Origin of the sequence: Acinetobacter brisouioides, assembly GCF_004331075.1 — a bacterium.
In the GTDB taxonomy this organism is placed as follows: domain Bacteria; phylum Pseudomonadota; class Gammaproteobacteria; order Pseudomonadales; family Moraxellaceae; genus Acinetobacter.
On the sequence record NZ_SJNX01000013.1, the window covers coordinates 1 to 19,532 of the forward strand.

17 protein-coding genes, 1 rRNA gene and 1 pseudogene are annotated in these 19,532 nt (G+C 42.7%); 9 read left to right on the plus strand and 10 right to left on the minus strand.

All coding sequences use genetic code 11. The features are described 5' to 3' along the window. Positions 1–103 precede the first annotated feature (103 nt). From rrf to E0H77_RS13295, 4 genes and pseudogenes are all read left to right on the plus strand, one after another. A 5S ribosomal RNA gene (gene rrf, locus E0H77_RS13280) occupies positions 104–218 on the plus strand. 118 nt (positions 219–336) lie between these two features. Next, positions 337–972 (plus strand): hypothetical protein, encoded by a 636-nt coding sequence (locus tag E0H77_RS13285; RefSeq protein ID WP_131378691.1) that lies wholly within the window; start codon positions 337–339, stop codon positions 970–972. A gap of 207 nt (positions 973–1,179) precedes the next feature. After that, positions 1,180–1,786 (plus strand): annotated as a pseudogene (locus tag E0H77_RS13290) (glutathione S-transferase family protein). A gap of 259 nt (positions 1,787–2,045) precedes the next feature. Then, positions 2,046–4,421, plus strand: a complete 2,376-nt coding sequence (locus E0H77_RS13295; protein WP_131378693.1) for a YgiQ family radical SAM protein — start codon at positions 2,046–2,048, stop codon at positions 4,419–4,421. A 55-nt stretch (positions 4,422–4,476) separates the two neighbouring features. Here the strand turns inward: E0H77_RS13295 and E0H77_RS13300 are convergent, their stop codons facing one another. The 4 genes from E0H77_RS13300 to rplM all read right to left on the minus strand — a co-directional run bounded on the left by E0H77_RS13300 (position 4,477) and on the right by rplM (position 6,547). After that, complete coding sequence (locus E0H77_RS13300; RefSeq protein ID WP_131378695.1) at positions 4,477–5,130, minus strand: hypothetical protein; 654 nt, start codon at positions 5,128–5,130, stop codon at positions 4,477–4,479. Positions 5,131–5,149: 19 nt separating this feature from the next. Further along, the gene (locus tag E0H77_RS13305; protein ID WP_131378697.1) at positions 5,150–5,572 is read right to left on the minus strand and encodes a ClpXP protease specificity-enhancing factor; all 423 of its coding nucleotides are present in this window, start codon (positions 5,570–5,572) and stop codon (positions 5,150–5,152) included. A 147-nt stretch (positions 5,573–5,719) separates the two neighbouring features. Further along, positions 5,720–6,106 (minus strand): 30S ribosomal protein S9, encoded by a 387-nt coding sequence (gene rpsI, locus E0H77_RS13310; RefSeq protein WP_004750500.1) that lies wholly within the window; start codon positions 6,104–6,106, stop codon positions 5,720–5,722. A gap of 12 nt (positions 6,107–6,118) precedes the next feature. Beyond that, positions 6,119–6,547: a 50S ribosomal protein L13 gene (rplM, locus tag E0H77_RS13315; protein ID WP_004695096.1), complete on the minus strand. Its 429-nt coding sequence runs from the start codon at positions 6,545–6,547 to the stop codon at positions 6,119–6,121. Positions 6,548–7,011: 464 nt separating this feature from the next. Between rplM and pdxA the strand changes: the two genes are divergently transcribed. Genes pdxA through E0H77_RS13330 form a run of 3 tightly spaced genes read left to right on the plus strand, consistent with a single transcriptional unit; the run spans position 7,012 to position 9,659 of the window. Then, complete coding sequence (gene pdxA / locus E0H77_RS13320) at positions 7,012–7,983, plus strand: 4-hydroxythreonine-4-phosphate dehydrogenase PdxA (protein ID WP_131378699.1); 972 nt, start codon at positions 7,012–7,014, stop codon at positions 7,981–7,983. 19 nt (positions 7,984–8,002) lie between these two features. After that, on the plus strand, positions 8,003–8,815 hold the full coding sequence (gene rsmA, locus E0H77_RS13325; RefSeq protein ID WP_131378702.1) for a 16S rRNA (adenine(1518)-N(6)/adenine(1519)-N(6))-dimethyltransferase RsmA: 813 nt from the start codon (positions 8,003–8,005) through the stop codon (positions 8,813–8,815). 1 nt (position 8,816) lies between these two features. Beyond that, on the plus strand, positions 8,817–9,659 hold the full coding sequence (locus E0H77_RS13330) for a symmetrical bis(5'-nucleosyl)-tetraphosphatase (RefSeq protein WP_131378704.1): 843 nt from the start codon (positions 8,817–8,819) through the stop codon (positions 9,657–9,659). A 42-nt stretch (positions 9,660–9,701) separates the two neighbouring features. Here E0H77_RS13330 and E0H77_RS13335 read toward each other — a convergent pair whose 3' ends face one another. The 4 genes from E0H77_RS13335 to hflX form a co-directional block, all read right to left on the minus strand. Further along, complete coding sequence (locus tag E0H77_RS13335) at positions 9,702–10,142, minus strand: DUF2147 domain-containing protein (protein WP_131315273.1); 441 nt, start codon at positions 10,140–10,142, stop codon at positions 9,702–9,704. Between the two features lie 105 nt (positions 10,143–10,247). Continuing rightward, positions 10,248–10,916 (minus strand): LrgB family protein, encoded by a 669-nt coding sequence (locus E0H77_RS13340; protein ID WP_131378706.1) that lies wholly within the window; start codon positions 10,914–10,916, stop codon positions 10,248–10,250. A gap of 10 nt (positions 10,917–10,926) precedes the next feature. Further along, positions 10,927–11,298 (minus strand): hypothetical protein, encoded by a 372-nt coding sequence (locus E0H77_RS13345; protein ID WP_131378708.1) that lies wholly within the window; start codon positions 11,296–11,298, stop codon positions 10,927–10,929. A gap of 81 nt (positions 11,299–11,379) precedes the next feature. Then, positions 11,380–12,711, minus strand: a complete 1,332-nt coding sequence (gene hflX / locus E0H77_RS13350) for a ribosome rescue GTPase HflX (RefSeq protein ID WP_131378710.1) — start codon at positions 12,709–12,711, stop codon at positions 11,380–11,382. A gap of 383 nt (positions 12,712–13,094) precedes the next feature. Between hflX and E0H77_RS13355 the strand changes: the two genes are divergently transcribed. After that, positions 13,095–13,916, plus strand: a complete 822-nt coding sequence (locus tag E0H77_RS13355; protein ID WP_131378712.1) for a lysophospholipid acyltransferase family protein — start codon at positions 13,095–13,097, stop codon at positions 13,914–13,916. Between the two features lies 1 nt (position 13,917). Here E0H77_RS13355 and E0H77_RS13360 read toward each other — a convergent pair whose 3' ends face one another. After that, complete coding sequence (locus E0H77_RS13360; RefSeq protein WP_131378714.1) at positions 13,918–15,519, minus strand: phospholipase D-like domain-containing protein; 1,602 nt, start codon at positions 15,517–15,519, stop codon at positions 13,918–13,920. Positions 15,520–15,604: 85 nt separating this feature from the next. On the opposite strand from E0H77_RS13360, the gene E0H77_RS13365 reads away from it, so the two are divergent. Then, on the plus strand, positions 15,605–16,615 hold the full coding sequence (locus tag E0H77_RS13365) for a metallophosphoesterase (protein ID WP_131378716.1): 1,011 nt from the start codon (positions 15,605–15,607) through the stop codon (positions 16,613–16,615). 40 nt (positions 16,616–16,655) lie between these two features. Here the strand turns inward: E0H77_RS13365 and polA are convergent, their stop codons facing one another. Further along, on the minus strand, positions 16,656–19,421 hold the full coding sequence (gene polA, locus E0H77_RS13370) for a DNA polymerase I (protein ID WP_131378718.1): 2,766 nt from the start codon (positions 19,419–19,421) through the stop codon (positions 16,656–16,658). Positions 19,422–19,532: the final 111 nt, after the last annotated feature.

A 19,532-nucleotide genomic window follows, 5' to 3' on the forward strand; every position in this document is an offset into this window, starting at 1 on the left:
GACTCAGTTAACCAATCCGTTAATAACTCATTTGGTACGAAGTACGGTAGCAAAAGATCATACGATCTGAGCATAAAACCCGAACAAGTCCATAAACAGTTGTGCTGGCGACCATAGCAAGAGTGAACCACCTGATCCCTTCCCGAACTCAGAAGTGAAACCTCTTAGCGCTGATGGTAGTGTGGGGTTACCCATGTGAGAGTAAGTCATCGCCAGCTCATTATTCTAAAAGCCCCCTGACTCAATAGAGCAGGGGGCTTTTTTTTATTGGGGAAATAAAAATTAAAAAACACTTAAAATTCATTTATTGATATTCATGAATTAACAGGTGCTTAAGTGAGAATAATTGATAAATTTCATGCGAAACTCAAATTGATAGATGGCTATCCAGATGGTGTTGTTCCTTTATATGAGTGTATAGCAGGAACATCATTTTTTCCTGGAGGAGATGGGCTATGGAAGCATGGACATGTAAATGAGGATCTAAAAATTGGTGGAGTAATGGGAGTAATGATTGTTGGTCATAACTTTGACAATATATCTGGATTTAAAAAGTCATTAAGTATGGGTACGGAACCAATTACGTGTCCTACATGGAGAAATATAAGAAGGCTTTTATCAGATTCGGGAATTAATATAGAAGATTGTTTTTTTACAAATGTTTATGTTGGATTGATGGACTCTGAAAGTAATGTTGGTGTTTTCCCTGGCTCTAAATCTGAAGTATTTAAACAACAATGTATTAAATTACTTGAATATCAAATTTCAGAACAGCGTCCAAGTATTATTTTGACTCCTGGAGGTTTTGTTCCACCTTTAATTGCAAGATTGAGTATTGATCTCCAAGAATGGCTGACAGTTGATAAGATTAGTCAGCTTGATTCAATTAATAAGCAATTTATTACTGGTGCTAGATTTTGTGGAGGTGATGTCATTTCTAACATAATTGCATTAACTCACCCTTCTCAGTGATACTTGAACGTTGGGCGTAGAAAATATGGTACTTTTACTGGTAATGATGCTGAAATAGCAATGTTAGTTAAGGCAACACAGTTATTCTAGTTGCCAATTAGTTCCTAAAAGTATTTTTTCATATAGTTCTTGATTACTTAACTTTCTAATTAAGCCTTAAATTTAATATGGAAAAATATAGGTTTAAACCAATATGGAGAATAAATATTGAAAGTCTATGGAGACCTGCTGTCTGGAAATTGCTATAAGCTATAAAGTGAAGCTGCTTCTTGAATTCTTAGGCATTGAGCATGAATGGTTACATATCAATGTACTGAAAGCAGAGAGTCATACGCCCGAATTTTTACAGATGAATCCAAATGGCAAAATTCCTGTTCTAGTACTTGATGATAGGCGGGTTTTGAAGGAATCCAATGCAATTTTGGGTTATTTAGCAGAAGAAACTAAATTCATTCCAACAGATCGCTATGCCAAAGCCAAAATGTATGAATGGATGTTCTTTGAACAGTATAGCCATGAGCCTTTCATTGCTGTTGCGCGTTTTATCAATAAATACTTGGGTTTACCTGAAGCTCGTATTGATGAATATCATGCTTTGCAGCCAAAAGGGCATAAAGCCTTAGCGATTATGGAGCAGGCATTGAGACAGCATGATTATTTGATCGGAAATGAGCTGACACTGGCAGATATTTCTCTCTGTGCTTATACTCATGTTGCCGATGAAGGTGGTTTTGATTTAAGCCTTTACCCAAATATTCAGGCATGGTGTCAACGAATTCAAAATTATTCTGCTTATAAAAGTATGGTTGTTTAATTCAATTTAAGTTTGTTATGCGATCTTTTGTAGATTGATATGATAAATTTATGGAAGCCAAAGTAATACTTAGGTTTTTGATAGGGTTTGATCAAGATTCAAGTTTTTAATTTGATTAAACTTTAAGCAAATTAATTTTTATCTCTTTGTTTTTACAATCCTTAAATTTACAAAACTGAATGGAATTCATGGTAAAATGATCGGCTTTCATCTTTGATCTAATTTTGATCTTCCATCTGCCAGCCGAGAATTGCTAGCCATGTCTACTGCTTATACTATGCAGACTGCGCCAAAAGCGTTGTTTGATTACGACAAATATTGGGCGTCATGTTTTGAACCCGCGCCATTTTTGCCGATGTCACGCGAAGAAATGGATCAACTGGGCTGGGATGCTTGTGATTTTATTTTAGTCTGTGGTGATGCCTATATTGACCATCCATCTTTTGTGTCTGGCGTAATTGGTCGTGTTTTAGAGGCACAGGGTTTTCGTGTAGGAATCATTTCTCAGCCCGACTGGACCAACGTTGAAAGTTTTCGTGTTTTAGGTAAACCAACGATTGCTTGGGGCGTAACCGCAGGCAATATGGATTCGATGATTAACCGTTATACGGCAGATCGTAAAATTCGTTCGGATGATGCTTATTCTCCTGATAATGTTCCAAACAAACGCCCAGACCGTGCTGCAACGGTTTATAGTCAGCGTTGTCGTGAAGCATTTCCCGATGTTCCTGTGCTTTTGGGCGGGATTGAGGGTAGTCTGCGTCGTATCGCACATTATGATTACTGGTCAGATAAAGTTCGTCGCTCGATTTTGATGGATTCAAAAGCTGACTTACTCATGTATGGTAATGGTGAACGTGCCATTATTGATGTGATGCATCGTCTGGCAAAAGGTGAAAAAATTCATCAGATTACTGATGTGCGTGGTACAGCTTTTATTATTAATAAAAACAACAAAGCATCTAAAGCTAAATTTGTTGAAATCTCCAGTAATGACGTAGATACCATTGGGCGTGTTGACCCGATCATTAATCCGTATGTGATGACTGAAGATATTGATGGTTGTGAAGTTGAAAAAGAAAAAGGTAATTCTTTAACACAATATCAAAATTTCCAAAAAGAGTTGGTGAGCAATCCGATTGTTCGTGAAGGTGACAAGTTGGATGAACATACTCAAGTTGTTCAGTTGCAAGTCGCATCTAAAGCCATCAAGCATAAATTGCCACCACGTGAATTGGCGGTGATTCGTTTGCCATCATTTGAGCAAGTTGCAAATGACCGTGTTTTGTATGCCCATGCCAACCGTATTTTGCATTTGGAAACCAATCCGGGTAATGCTCGTGCATTGGTGCAGCGCCATGGTGAGCGCGATGTCTGGATTAATCCGCCACCGATTCCATTGACCACTGAAGAAATGGACTACGTGTTTGACTTGCCTTACGCACGTTTGCCACATCCAGTGTATGGCAATGCACGTTTCCCTGCATTTGACATGATTAAATTCTCGGTCAATATTATGCGTGGTTGTTTTGGGGGTTGTACCTTCTGCTCGATTACTGAGCATGAAGGGCGAATTATTCAGAACCGTTCAGAAGATTCAATTTTGCGTGAAATTGAAAAGATTCGGGATACTGCACCACAATTTACAGGCATTATTTCAGACTTGGGTGGCCCAACAGCCAACATGTATCGTTTGCATTGTAAAGATCCAGAAATCGAGAAGAACTGCCGTAAACCATCCTGTGTGTATCCGGGTGTTTGTCAAAATTTGCATACTGACCATGCACCGTTAGTACAGTTATATCGTAAAGCCCGTGAAATTAAAGGCATCAAGAAGATTCTGATTGGTTCAGGTCTGCGTTATGACTTGGCGGTACTTAACCCTGAATATGTCAAAGAATTGGTACAGCATCATGTGGGTGGTTATCTGAAGATTGCGCCTGAGCATACCGAGCAAGGACCATTGTCGAAGATGATGAAGCCAGGCATTGGAACGTATGATCGCTTTAAACAAATGTTTGATCGTTTCAGTAAAGAAGTGGGTAAAGAGCAATATTTGATTCCATACTTTATTGCAGCACATCCAGGTACGACCGATTATGACATGATGAATTTGGCGATTTGGCTGAAAAAGAATGGTTTCCGTGCAGATCAGGTACAGACTTTCTATCCATCACCAATGGCAACGGCAACCACCATGTATTATTCGGCGAAAAACCCGCTTGCCAAAGTGGCGCGTTATACCGAAGATGTCGATATTGTCAAAGGTGAAAAACGTCGTCGTTTGCATAAAGCATTCTTACGTTATCATGATCCAAACAACTGGCCATTGCTACGTGAAGCTTTAAAAGAAATGGGGCGCGCTGATCTGATTGGTAACTCGAAGCATCACCTGATTCCGACCTTCCAGCCCAAAAGTGCAGAAGGGGAGTATAAGGCGGCGCGTAAGAAAAATTCGACTGTCGCGGGTGATTCACAAAAACGTACAGGTGACAATTCAGCACGTCAGCAGACTTCGCAGCGTCAGCAACCAAAAAAAGGGCAAATCTTGACCCAACACACAGGTTTGCCTCCGCGTGAAACAGGCGACAGAAAACGACCTTTCAATAAATCTAAACCGAAAGCTCGCCCTTAAACCCTAAGAATAAAAAAAGCCAAGTTGATCTTGGCTTTTTTTATGGATCAATTATTTAACCAACAATTTGCTGATAAGCGCAGTATAAATAACCGAGAACGACTAGACCGACAGCGGGTTCTAGAATTTTTGCCCAAGTTGGGATTGTTGCAACAATAGGCTCAGCAACTTGGTGATCATGATGGTGGTCAGTATGAGAAACCATGTGATTAAACTCCTTGATTGTTTCATCTAATGATACCTGTTTTGTCTCAACAGGTTTAGAGCCAATCAGTTGAATCAAGGTATTTGTTGCCCAAACCCAGTCTTGAGCTTGTCCAGACAAATAGCTGATTTGCCCCAGTAACAATTCATTAAGCCCTTTTTGCCCTAAGTGTCCTGTATCATCCAGTTGTTTAAGTTCAGCAAGTTGTAAGAACAAGACTTCTTTAAGACTGTGTTCAAAATCAATTTTGTTCAGGGCAGATTTGTTATGCACCGATGTGGTCATGTGCCGTGAGACTTGCTGGATATACAACTGATCTTGTTGTTGTAATTCCAGATAAACACGACTGGCATTTTGTTGCCATTCAGTGATTAGTTTACCTAAAGCCAAAGCATTTAACTCAAGCAACAGGGTTTGTCGTTCTGTTGGAGGAAATTGACTGAGAAGCTGAGGCTTTTGAATTCGTGTTTGCTCAGTAAAATAATGAAATAAATCAAAAGCCATGAACTCCTCCTTAATAGGACTAATCGACTATTCTTAAACTTGGTTTTTTCTTCGGTGTTTCTGGCTCTAGGTTTTCTGGAGCTTGTTCTGTTGTTGGGCTTATATTTGCATATTCGCTGGCATCAAAAAAGAGTCCTTGACCATTTTCACGAGCATAAATTCCAATGAGTGCTGCAAATGGCACATAAATATTTTGTGCTACACCACCAAAACGGGCAGAAAAGCTAATTGCTTGATTGTCCATGTGCAGTTGATGTACTGCATGCGGTGCGGTATTTAGGACAATTTGCCCATCTTTTACAAATTGTGCAGGAACATTGGTGTTCGGTTGAGTCGCATCGACCAAGAGATAAGGCGTAAGTTGATTATCACAAATCCATTCATAGATTGCGCGTGCCAAATATGGACGTGTAGGAGTTAAATTAATTTCTTGGTCAGACATAACAAAGCTCTAAATATTTCTTAGTACACAGATTACTATACCGATTTTTGTTGTATCGTGTCATTGTTTTGACATAGTTCGTACATTATATCGGGCATAAAAAAACCTCGGTAAAACCGAGGCCTTTTGTCCAATTCGGAAAACGAATTAACGTTTAGAGAATTGAGGACGTTTACGTGCTTTACGTAAACCAAGTTTCTTACGTTCAACTTCACGAGCATCACGAGTAACGAAACCAGCTTGACGAAGAACAGGTTTTAAAGTTTCGTCAGCAGCGATTAATGCACGAGTAATACCGTGACGGATCGCGCCAGCTTGACCACCGATACCACCACCAGCAACGGTGATGTAAAGGTCAAATTTTTCAGTAGCTTCTAAAAGCTCTAAAGGTTGACGTACAACCATACGAGCAGTTTCACGACCGAAATATTGCTCTAAAGTACGGTTGTTGATAACGAGTTTACCTGTACCAGCTGACAAGAAAACACGTGCAGTTGCGGTCTTACGGCGACCTGTACCATAATTAGTAGCCATGTGCTGTATCCCTTAGATGTCCAAAACTTGTGGCTGTTGAGCAGCGTGTGGATGCTCAGTACCAGCATACACTTTCATTTTTTTGATCATTGCATAACCAAGAGGACCTTTTGGTAACATACCTTTTACTGCTTTTTCAAGAACAGCTTCAGGTTTGTGAGCAATTAACTTCTCGAAGTTAGTCTCACGGATACCACCAGGGAAACCAGTATGGCGATAGTATTTCTTATCAAGCGCTTTTTTACCAGTCACTTGAATTTCTTCAGCATTGATAACAACGATATAGTCGCCAGTGTCAACGTGAGGAGTATAAGATGTTTTATGCTTACCGCGTAAACGACGAGCGATTTCAGTCGCAAGGCGACCTAAAGTTTTGCCAGAAGCATCAACAACGTACCAGTCGTGTTGAACTTCAGCAGGCTTAGCGCTGAGAGTTTTCATTAAACCACTACCTATTATAGTTGGTTTGGACTATGGAATCTGTCCAAACAAAAGGAGACGCGATTCTAAACGAAAACGTCAAGAATCACAAATGAAAATACGAATTTCAAGCGCTGTATTTTAAGTCAACTGCAGACAAATAAAAAGCTTTTCGTGCAGTATTTTTTGTATATTTGCGTGTTATAGGGAAACTGATGCTTAAACTCAAAAAAAATGAAGATAAATAAAAACTTATGTTGTAGCTGATAAAATTAAGCGAGTTGATTGAAAAGATGGTATTCGCTTTGTTGAAATGAGTAAGGGCTAAAGTAGCTTTTATATTGCAATGTCGCGGGTTGTGGGTAAAAACGCTGACTTTGTATTGTCAGTACGGAGTATTTTTAAGGCTTTTGCCAATATAGGCACTGACCTTTGATGGTAGAAATTTTATAATAGGTAAAATTTCTGAAAAGTAAGAGAAAGCCGTGCTCCCTTTATATGTCACCAGTGGTGAACCTGCAGGAATTGGCCCAGATATTTGTTTAAGTTTGGCTGATCGAACAGATGAGCGCCCGATTGTGGTACTGGCTGATCTTCAAATGTTGAAAGATCGCGCTAAGATTCTGCAAAAAAAAATTGAACTGATTGAATATAAAGGGCAAATTGAAATCTTGCCACAGGGGCAGTTATATGTTGAACATGTGCCTTTAAATACCGATGTGGTTTTAGGTGAATTGAATCCCCAAAATGCAGCCTATGTGTTAGAACAATTGCATCGCTCGGCTGAATATGCCATGCAGGGCAAAAGTGTTGGGGTTGCAACCGCACCTGTGCAAAAATCGGTGATCAATGATGCAGGTATCCATTTTAGTGGGCATACCGAATATTATCAGGAGTTTGCAGGTGTGGAACGGGTGGTGATGATGCTCGCCACAAAAACCTTGCGTGTAGCTTTAGCCACGACTCATTTGCCACTGCGTGAGGTTACTGATGCTATTACCACAATCCGTTTACAGCAAGTGATTGATATTTTGCTGCGTGATTTAAAAAATAAATTTCAGATTGCAAAGCCACGTGTTCTGGTTTGTGGCCTAAACCCGCATGCAGGTGAAGGTGGTTATTTGGGGCATGAAGAAATCGAGGTGATCAATCCTGTTTTAGAACAGTACCGCGCACGGGGTGAAAAGCTCAGTTTATGTTTGCCAGCCGATACTTTATTTACTCCTGAACATTTGCAACATGCCGATGCCGTACTTGCCATGTACCATGATCAGGGTTTACCTGTGTTAAAATCACAAGGTTTTGGTGAAGCGATCAATATTACTTTAGGTCTGCCATTTATTCGGACTTCGGTTGACCATGGCACAGCGCTGTCACTAGCAGGTACAGGGCAGGCAAAAAGTTCTAGCTTGCATGTCGCGGTCGATTTGGCATTAAGCCTCGCTCACTCGTTATAATTTTTCTTGGAAATTGTCTATGTATCAAATTAATGCCCTAAACCCGAAAGAAGAAGGGCATCAGGCGCGGAAACGCTTCGGGCAGAACTTTTTGCATGATCAGCGTGTGATTGCCAAAATTGTACGCTCTGTAAATCCACGTACAGGTGACAATATTGTGGAAATTGGCCCAGGTTTAGCCGCGCTGACTTCGCCATTGATTGGTGAATGTGATGCCTTGACGGTGGTTGAATTAGACCGTGATTTGGCCGCGGGCTTGCCGAATCGCGTACCGTATCCTGAGCGTTTAACCATTGTTGAAGCCGATGCATTAAAGTTTGATTTTAGTCAGCTTTTTCAGGAAGGTCGTCCACTGCGTGTGGTAGGGAACTTGCCGTATAATATTTCGACTCCTTTGCTGTTTCATCTCTTGGAATTTGGCGGCAAAGTCAAAGATATGCATTTTATGCTGCAAAAAGAAGTGGTGGATCGGATTACGGCTGTACCCAATACCAAGGAATATGGGCGTTTGTCGGTGATGATTCAGTATTATTGCCAGCCAACATTCCTGTTTGAAGTGCCACCAGGCTCATTTAACCCGCCGCCAAAAGTCACCAGCGCTGTGTTCCGTCTAGTTCCTTACGCTGAAAAACCGATTGTGGCCAAAAATGAACAGGCTTTGACTCGTTTGGTCGGTCATGTATTTACTCAGCGCCGTAAAACTTTACGCAATAGCCTAAAAGGGATGTTACGTGAAGATGGTTTTGAACAAGCTGGTGTTGACCCAATGGCGCGCCCAGAAACCTTGACATTGGCACAGTTCGTTGCACTTTCCGATCAAATGGTTGCTTGAGATGACAACACGCTATAACTATGTAATTGGTGATCTGCAAGGCTGTTTTGAAGCACTAAAACAGTTACTCAAACAGATTCAGTTTGATCCTGATCAGGATTTTCTCTGGTTCACGGGTGACTTGGTGGCGCGTGGTGAGAATTCTTTGGGGGCGCTACGTTTTGTCAAGAAACTGGCAGAGCGTGGTAGTGCAGCAACGGTGCTGGGTAATCATGACCTGAACTTGCTGGCATGTGCACGAAATATCAAAAAAATCAAAGCTAAAGATCAGGTGCAAGACATTATTGATGCGATTGATAGCGATGAACTGATTGACTGGTTGCGCCGTCAACCGCTTTGCCTGTTCCCAAATGAAAAGACGATTCTAACGCATGCAGGTGTACCGTGTATTTGGTCAGCCGAGCAAACGGCGGAGCTGGCGCAGGAAGTTCAAGCCGTGATTGGGCATGAAGACTTTGCTGTGGTTGATGCTTTTTTGGCACAGATGTATGGGGCAATGCCTGACTTGTGGGAAGATCATCTGCAAGGGCATGAGCGTTTGCGAACCATTACCAACTATTTGACCCGCATGCGCCTCACCAATGCTGAAGGTCGTCTAGAATTTTCTTTTAAAGACAGCCTAGATGCTCCGATGCCAAAAGGCTTTTTACCGTGGTTTGAGTTTGATGGTCTGACGACCCGTACGCACCAGATTGTGTTTGGGCATTGGGCTGCATTGGCAGGTAAAACGGTTAATTCACAGGTGCAAAGTGTTGATGGTGGTTGTGTTTGGGGCGGAACATTATTGGCATACCGTCTAGAAGATCGAAAGTTATTTTCCGTAGAGAATCCTGTTCTGATCTAAACATCAAAGCGGTCATTGTATGATGATCGCTTTGATTAGGATTTAATTTTCTCGAATCCAGACTTGGGTGCGCCCAAGTGTTGAAATACCCAAATAACCACGTAACTGTAACAGGCGTCCGTTTGAGAGCAACTTCCCTTTGACACTGTAGATCTTGCCAGTCAGAGGGTCGAGAATTTTTCCTCCGCCATAGTTGTCATTGCCCATAGACTTTAAGTCATGAATAATATCTAAACCTAAAATGGGTTTGTTGTTATATGGTGCAGGGCAATTGATACAGGTTTCTTTGGGTACATAGCCTGGTCGTGGGGTAACCTTGATGATTTTCCCGATATAATTGCCATCTTTTTCCTGACGAATCTGAATAAATGCTTTAGGCGATCCAGTTTTATCATCAATTTGTTTCCAAGTTCCACGAATATCCGTTGCAAAACTCAAACTACTACAAGCTGACAAAGTTAAAATGAGTGGTAATTTCCACATGCTCAACGCTCCTCTGTAATTTCCCTATTGAATGAGCAAAAATTATTCTAAAAGAGAAGTAAAGCAATAACAATCACACTCACTCCCGAAGTGAGAACTCATGAGTTAATGTAGCAAATGGATCACAATTGGTAGCCAAATTGCGGTAAAGACCCCATTTACTGCCATACCAAAAGCAGCATAACGACCCGCAACTGAACCGCGTTGCCACGCCTGTACTGTACCAATGGCATGTGCTGCAAGTCCTAAAGCCAACCCTGAAGCACGTTCATCATGGATATGACGTAGAATCAGCCCCGAGAAACTGGCGCCAATCAGCCCCGATAAAATCACAATTAAAATGACTAAACCAATCGGTGAGCCGAGCAAGGTTGCAATATTAATTGCAATTGGTGTCGTCACTGCACGAGTGGCAAATGCCAAAATTGTGGGCTGTGCCATATGTAATAGGTAGGCAAGGCTCATTGGCAGGGCAACCGCACTGACGCTGGCAAAGACCAAAATACCTGTTAAGGATTTGAGGGGTAAATCATCATAACGCATGGTGGCCAGTGGTATCGCGAGTGCAACTGTCACATAACCGAGCAGACGCCCAAAAACATCATGTGTACCTTGCATATACTGTTCATAAGGCAAGCCAAACACAAACAAAAGACCGACCACGCAAAACATGCCAATCACTAAAACGGGGACGCGTGGCACATAGCGACTGATCAATTTTGCGATCAGGTATGCGACCAAAGTGATTGCAAAGCTAAACAGTACAATATTCATGAATTGCTCCTTATAGCCAGCGTTTAGCCATTTTGGCGTAAACCCAAAGCGGAATCAGGGTACTGATCACCAAGACCACCAAAAATAATGGAATTTCCTTGCCCATATGCACAAGGGTAATCAATGAACCTGCACAGACGGGTAAAAAGGCAAAAGCGCTTTCCCTCATGATTTTATTGTTACTGTCGATCAGGCGCAGTGAAATCGGGCGGAACTTGCGCCAAATACTGAGAACTAACAGAAGTGCTAATAAGCCAGCCAGATTGCCCAGTTCAGGGAAATGCAGTTGCGTCATGATCCATAATGCAGCTTCACGAAACAAAATGATGAGAGAGATATTGGCAATCCATGCTTGCCAGTCGATGGTTTTTATTCCATTCATGGTGAAATCTTCGTGGTTTGGGGGCTATGAAGATTGCACAGCCCTTAGCTAGAAAACGTTATTTTTCCAGTTTTAACCGATCTAGGGTTTAATTTCAAACTCTTCGAGCGGAGCCTGGAACTGACTGGCACGTTCACCTAAAATTTCATGTAAAGGCAAATGCAATTTTTTAATCAGTTCTTCGAGTTTATGTGGAGCAATAATCACGTCGATCAGCAAATTTCCATGATCATCGTGGTGTTCAGATTGAATGACATTTAAGGCATACAGTTGGGTACGTAATTTTCCATAAGCGGGTTTTAAACTGAGGTGAAAGCTTTGGATTTGCCCCATTAAGCATTCTTGCACAGCTTGACGTAGTAATACTAAGCCTTGCTGGCTATGGGCTGAGACATAAACTCGCTCTGGCTGATGAGGTTTGGCATAAATAATTTTGGCCTCATCACCGCTTAAGTCAATTTTGTTATAAACCCGTAGCACAGGCACGTCAGCACCGATTTCTTTAAGGACGGATTCGACAGCATCAATTTGTTCGAGCATGTCTGGACTACTACTGTCGATGACATGCAGCAGCAAGGTTGCTTCCAAAGTTTCTTCTAAAGTCGCTTTAAAGGATTCGACTAAAGAATGAGGCAGGTCACGGACGAAACCCACGGTGTCAGCCAGTACCAGAGCGCCAATCCCATCCCAGTTTAAGCGCCGTAAAGTTGGATCTAGTGTGGCAAACAGCTGGTCAGCTGCATAGACTTCACTTTCAGCAAGAATATTAAATAATGTGGATTTGCCGGCGTTGGTATAGCCGACCAAGGACACGGTCGGAATTGCAGCTTTTTGGCGGGCAGCACGACCTTGGCTACGAGTTTGACGAACTTTGTCGAGTTTTTCCTTGAGCTGACCCATACGAATTCGCAATAGGCGGCGGTCTGTTTCTAACTGAGATTCACCTGGTCCGCGTAAACCAATCCCACCTTTTTGCCGTTCTAGATGTGTCCAGCCGCGTACGAGACGGCTCGATAAATGCTCAAGCTGCGCCAGTTCAACTTGTAATTTTCCTTCGTGGGTACGAGCGCGCTGCGCAAAGATGTCCAGAATCAGACCCGTACGGTCAATCACACGGCATTTTAAAATGCGCTCTAAGTTACGTTCTTGAGCAGGCGAAAGTGAATGATCGAAAATGACCAGTTCTGCTTCGAGCTCAGCGGCTAATGCAGCAATTTCTTCCGCTTTGCCTGAACCCACAAACAGTTTAGGATCAGGTTTTACACGCTGGGCAGTGACATGTTGTAAAATTTCTGCACCTGCTGATTTTGCCAGCAGGCGAAACTCTTCGTCATCAAGATCATTCAGCATATTGACTGAAACACTGACCAATATGGCACGTTCGCCGCCCTGATGTCGCTCAAAATATTCCACTAATAACCTAACTCGCCAAGTAAAAAATCTATTGTAGAGAAAACTTGGCGGCTAGGCGAGTCTGAAATCTGCTAGTGTAGAAGCATCAAAGATTTATTGATTAAAATCAAAAGCCCAGCACATAAAATACTACAGCCTAATATCCATTGGAGCTGTTGAAAAAGCGTTTTATGGTGGGGAGTGAAATGATGAAGATTGAACATGTGATTCATGGCATTCTCCTTTTGCCAATTTACACATACAGTATAGCGACAAATTGGTTTTAAATAGAATTGAAAATTATTACCATTGGTTTCAGTTATTCTGATCAAGATGCAACTTTTTTAGAGAATATTTACTGTGGTCATTTATAATGCTGCTACAAATTTCATCATGATTTATGCATGTCTATGACGCATCAAAATTCAACAACAGTGGTAAAAAAGAAAGGATTGGCCCGCTTTATTCATTTTGGCAAAAAAATTAGTCATGGTGTAACGGCTGTTGGGCAGGGATTTTATGTGGTGTATCGTCACCAACTGTATAAACAGCCGAATAACCCAGACAATACCCGTTATGTACAGTGGTTTTGCCGACGTTTGTGTGATGTCTTTAATATCGAAGTGCGCCTATATGGTGAGTCTGCATCGCATGAGCCTGCGTTGTGGGTGAGTAATCATGTCTCGTGGTTGGATATCCCAACGCTTGGTTCTGCGGCACGGGTATTTTTTCTGGCAAAGGCTGAAATTGAGGATTGGCCTGTGGTTGGGAAACTGGCGAAAGGTGGCGGGACGTTATTTATTAAACGTGGTTCGGGTGATTCAGTACGTATTCGTCAACAAATCGCGGATTTTCTGTCCCAAAATATTCCTGTGTTATTTTTTCCAGAAGCCACGACCTCTGATGGTACAACGATTAAACGGGTTCATGGTCGTTTATTGGGTGCGGCACTCGAAGCGCAAAAACCTGTACAGATTGCCCTGATTTGCTATGTTAACCAGCAAGGTGAGCTGGATCATATTGCGCCATATGTCGGTGAGATTTCTTTTAGTGATCATGTTAAGCAAGTTTTAGAAATGCCGAGAGTGACTGCACATTTGATGTTTTTGCCACGAATTGATGTGATAGGGCATAACCTCGATTCATTGACCTCTGAAGTACAAAATAAAATGTCTGAGGGGCTACAAGAATTGCAGCAACATGTTTTGCATCAGATTGAGCAATAAATTACATCATCCCTTCAATCGGGAACCATGAAATTAGCTTTAAGCCGATTTTTTGCCACCATTTCATATCGGGTTCGTGTTGGTAGACTTTGTGAAACTGTGGCGTTTCACGTTCCCAGTGAATCTGCTGTTGTGGGGTTAAGGACAATGTATAGCTGTAGAGCCCCAAGTTTTGATCCATGGTGTCATGAATTGCTTGGGCAAGTGTTGGGCTGTCAAGCACCACGCCAATTTCGGTATTGAGTTTTGCTGAGCGTGGATCAAGGTTAAAAGAACCAATAAAGACTTGCTGCTGATCCAGTTCCATGAGCTTGGCATGTAAGCTGGAGCGACTTAAACCTTTTAAACTGATTTTAGTTTTCTTTGAAATTTCTTCGGTTTGTGGGTTGAGACTTTTGCCTGAGAGTGCAGGTAAAAATTCATACAGCTTGACATTGTTTTTGAGTAGATCTTCACGGTACTTGCTATAAAAAGCATGTACTAGCCAAACGTCATTGGCTTTAAATGAGTTGGTCAGTACACGTACCTGAATGCCGTTTTGTGCCATGCTGTTCAGCGCGCGCGCGCCTGATTTTTCAGGAACGAAATAAGCAGAAATAATATCGACATTGTGCTGTGGGGAAATCAGTTCCTTCTTGAGTTGCTCTCTTAAATAATCATCGCCTTGTGCCTGATCACGGATTTTGGCGGGCGAGTCTTTAACAACTTTTGCTTTGACCCATTCGAAGTGGATTTGATGATTCATCCATTCATCAAAGATATAGGCGCGGTTGGCCAGCCCCAGATAGTTTTGTACCGTGGCTTTCTGATAATGTTCGGTGAGTTGCTGTTTTAAACCTTCGTAGCGCAGGCGATGCTTTTCTGGGTTGACAATTTGCCGTACAGGATAGGCATAGCTGTCATTCCAGTATTCATCAAAGGAACTGGAAATATCATCGACCGCTTGCCCAACCAGCATCACATCAATATCGGAAAACTGGTAGTTGTCACTGACATTGAAGTATTGATCACTCATGTTACGCCCGCCAATCAAAGCAATTTCATTGTCGACAATGAAGCTCTTGTTGTGCATGCGGCGGTTGATGCGTTTTAAGTCTAGCACCATATCCATGGCACGAAACTGGCGAAAGCGGTAAGGGTTGTATAGCTTGACCTGGATGTTTTTATGCTGATCCAGCGCTAAAAATGCACCTTCCATACCTTTGGCATTGTTATCATCAATCAGCAGGCGGACTTTGACACCACGATCGGCTGCCTGAATAATGTCATACAGTGCCAATGCACCAATTTTATCGTTATCCCAGATATAATATTGTAAATCCAGTGTTTTTTGTGCTTTGTTAATCAGATTCAGTCGAGTTGAAATCGCTTCAAGCGGGTCATATAAAATGTGATATCCCGTCAACCCCGCGTTAGCTTGTCGTAATGGCGTAATTCGATGTGCCAGCGTGGTTTGTGAGGTATCGACATCATGGGCATAACTCGGAGTCTGTGCTTGTTGATGCGGCATGGTACTGCATGCCGTGACACTCAATGCGATACAAAGAGCCACTGCTAAGCTTGAAAAACCTGGCGTAAACTGTTGTTGTGATAAGTGGCTCATGTTGGTTATCAGATCTCACGAAAAACCTATAGATCAATTATTGCACGACTTGTCATGCTCGTTTTGTATTGATCCGAGAAAAAGTATGTGGAATTCTAATTCAATTATTTCGATCTTCTATATTATTTTCTTTGCTGTTGCATTATGGGCAACAGCACACGCATGGCATAGCCAGTCTAAAACTGAGACAATTCATCCATTTAAAGCATTTATCCATTTATGGGTTTTTTATGCCTGTTATTTATTGCCGCCGCTTTGGTTGTTTAGTATTTATGCAGGAATTACAGGTTATTATTCGATCCAGCAAGCTGTTTTTAGCGGATTACTTAGTACGATTCTCATTTATGCCCGTTTTATTGAGCCGAATCTGGTGCGGGTCAAAACTACACAGTATCAAATCAATGAGTCGCACAATTTCCATCAGCCTTTTAAAATTGCCCTGATTGCAGATTTGCATGTCGGGCTATTTTCAGGCAACGAACGTCAGCTCAAGATTATTGTAGAGAAAATTAATCAGCAGCAGCCGGATATTGTGGTAGTGGCAGGGGACTGGACCTATGAGCCTGAAGATACACTGGTTGAGGAACTTGCCATTCTGAAGCAGATTCATGCGCCTGTATATTCGGTTTTGGGTAATCATGACGAACAGTATCCTGGGCCGCCGATTCGCCAGTTGTTACAGCAGGCTTTAGATGCCAATCAGGTCATGGATATCGAAGGCGAAATTATTGAATTTGAAGAATTTCGTCTGATCGGTGTTGGGGATTTATGGGCAGGAAAAACCGATATGCGTTTTATGCCTGATTTACCACAAGACAAACCGTGGGTGATTGTGTCACACAATCCTGACACTGTGGATATGGTGCCCGAGCTGCCAAGTCATCCGCTTATGCTGTCTGGACATACCCATGGCGGGCAGATCGAATTGCCATGGTTGACCAATTATATTATGAAACATGTTTCGATTTCGGGGCATAAACATGGATTGTATCAACATGAACATGCCGATGTGTATGTCACAGTCGGTACGGGGATGGTGGGTGTGCCGTTTCGTTTCCGTGTGCCACCCACTATTGATATGATTGAGCTGATTTAAAAAAAGCGCTCAGGTTTGAGCGCTTTTTTCTGTGGTAGGTTTAGTGGGCTTGATCCCAGTTATGTCCTTGTCCAACTTCAACCAGTAATGGCACGGACAATTGCATCACTGATTGCATGACTTCACTAATCTGAGGGGCAAGCTCTGCTGCGTAATCCTGATCAACTTCCAACACCAATTCATCGTGCACTTGCAGTAATAATTTAGCGTGTTGAGCAGGCAGCATTTTTTTCACTGCAATCATTGCCAGTTTAATAATATCGGCTGCACTTCCTTGTAATGGCGCATTAATCGCAGCGCGTTCAGCCGCTTTACGTACCATGACATTACGTGCATGAATATCTGGTGTATACAGGCGGCGTCCTAAAACGGTCTCGACAAAACCTTGTTCAGAGGCAATTTGACGGGTACTTTGCATATATTCATAGACACCAGGGTAACGGTGGAAATACTGCTTGATGTAGTTTTGCGATTCTGCACGGGTAAAACCGAGCTGACGAATCAGACCAAATTCCGACATGCCATATAACAGCCCGAAATTCACGGCTTTGGCTTGGCGGCGTTGATCACTGGTGATTTGATCAAGTGGAATGCCTAATACTTCGGATGCTGTACGGCGATGCACATCTTGCCCATGATGGAATGCGTGTAGCAGTGCTTCATCTTGAGAAAAATGTGCCATTAAACGCAGTTCAATCTGTGAATAGTCGGCAGCGAGCAGTACACGACCTTCAGGTGCAATAAATGCCTGACGAATCTGTCGTCCGATCTCACCACGCACAGGAATATTTTGCAGGTTTGGATCAGATGATGATAGCCGTCCTGTCGCCGTCACTGCCTGATGATAACTGGTATGTACACGCATGGTGGCAGGGTTGGCTTGTTCGACCAGACGATCGGTATAGGTGCTTTTTAGTTTGGCCAGCCCGCGATGTTCTAAAATCACTTCGGCAATTGGATGTTCGATTTTTTCCAGAATGCTTTCGCTGGTGCTGTATTGTCCCGTCGCGGTTTTTTTACCGCCTTTAATGCCCAGTTTATCAAACAGAATCTCGCCGACCTGTTTTGGTGAGGCAATATTGAAACTCTCGCCTGCCAGACTTTCTGCCTGCTGTTCCAACTTATGCATAGTTTGGGAAAATTCACCGCTGAGCTGTTTTAAAAACTCAGGATCAAGCTGAATGCCATTTTCTTCCATTTCGGTGAGGACTTCAGCCACAGGCATTTCAATCTTGTGCAGAATGTTGACTGACGCTGGAAATGGCGCCAGTTTTTTGGACAACACTTCGTATAGGCGATAAGTGACATGCGCATCTTCTGCTGCATAGTGTGCCGCCGTTTCCAGTTCGATCTGGTTAAAGGTTTTTTGCTTAGCCCCTTTACCTGCAATCTGTTCAAAAGTTGTGGTCAGATGGCTTAAGTACAAACGTGCGACATCGTCCATGCCATGACGGGTTGCTGAGGCATTCAGTACATAAGATGCCAGCATGGTGTCAAAGAACCAGCCTTGTAGATGAATCCCGTGATTGGCAAAGATATGTGCATCATATTTCAAATGATGCCCGATTTTCTCTACCGCAGGATTTTCCAGAATCGGTTTGAGCTGCGCCAAAATCTGTTCACGATTAAGCTGCTGTGGCGCGCCTTCATAGTCGTGAGTAAACGGGACGTAATAGGCATCTTGAGCATCAAACGCCACCGAAAAGCCCACCATCTCAGCAGCACGATAATCTAAACTGGTGGTTTCAGTGTCGATGGCAAAGCGCTCGGCTGTTTGAAAACGCTGCCATAATTGTTGCCAAGCGGCATCGGTCAGTACGGTATGGTAGTGCGCTTGCCCAAGCTGATCGTCGCTACTGCTGCTATGTGCGAGATCTTCGGTTTTTACACTTGGCGTCGTTGTTGCTGTTGTTGCCACCTTTGGCTGACTTTGCTTATAGCTTGGATTATCGGGGTTATTCGGATGATCAAGCGACTGTAATTGGTTACGAAATTCTAGTTCAGTATACAGGCGGCGTAATTCATCGGTATTTGGATGGCTGAGTTTAAGTTCATGCCAGTCCAGATTCAATTCTAGATCGCAGACAATGCTTGCCAGTTGGTGATCAATCTTGATGCTTTCTGTGCTTTCTTGTAAGGTTTTACCGACTTTACCTTTGATATTGGCAGCATTGGCTAAAATATTATCGAGAGTTTGGTACTCGTTCAGCAGTTTGGCGGCCGTTTTTGCCCCTACACCTGCCACCCCCATAATCCCGTCGGATGCATCACCCATCAGGGTGAGATAATCCACGATCTGATGTGGCCAAACGCCAAATTTTTCAAACACACCGTCTACATCGAGTGAACGCTCTTTAAAGCTGTCTTCCAGTTTAATATGTTCAGTCACCAGTTGCGCCATGTCTTTATCGCCTGTCGAAATCAAGACATGATGTCCTTCGTTGACAGCACGTTTTGCTAGCGTGCCAATAATATCATCGGCTTCTGCACCTGGGAGCATATGTAAGGGCAAGCCTAAGGCTCGAATCAGGGCGTGCAAATACGGAATTTGCTCCGCCAGTTCATCGGGCATTCCTGGGCGGTCACCTTTATAAATCGGCGACAATTGATGGCGGAAGGTGGGTTCGGGCGTATCAAAAATCACCGCCATATGGGTGGGTTGAGTACGACGAATCAGTTTCTGTATTGCAGAAATTGCGCCACGTACAGCGTTGGTATGTAGTCCTGTCGAAGTGGTGAGAGGTGGTATCGCATGGAAGGCACGAAACAAAAAATAAGACCCATCAACCAAAACAAATGGTGGCATTACACAATTTCCTCAATCTAAGCTGCTGGCTATTTTACGTGAATTTTAACTTTGATGTAGATGTAGATCAGATTAAGGGAGTTTTATCTCGGTCAGATGATCGGTTAACAT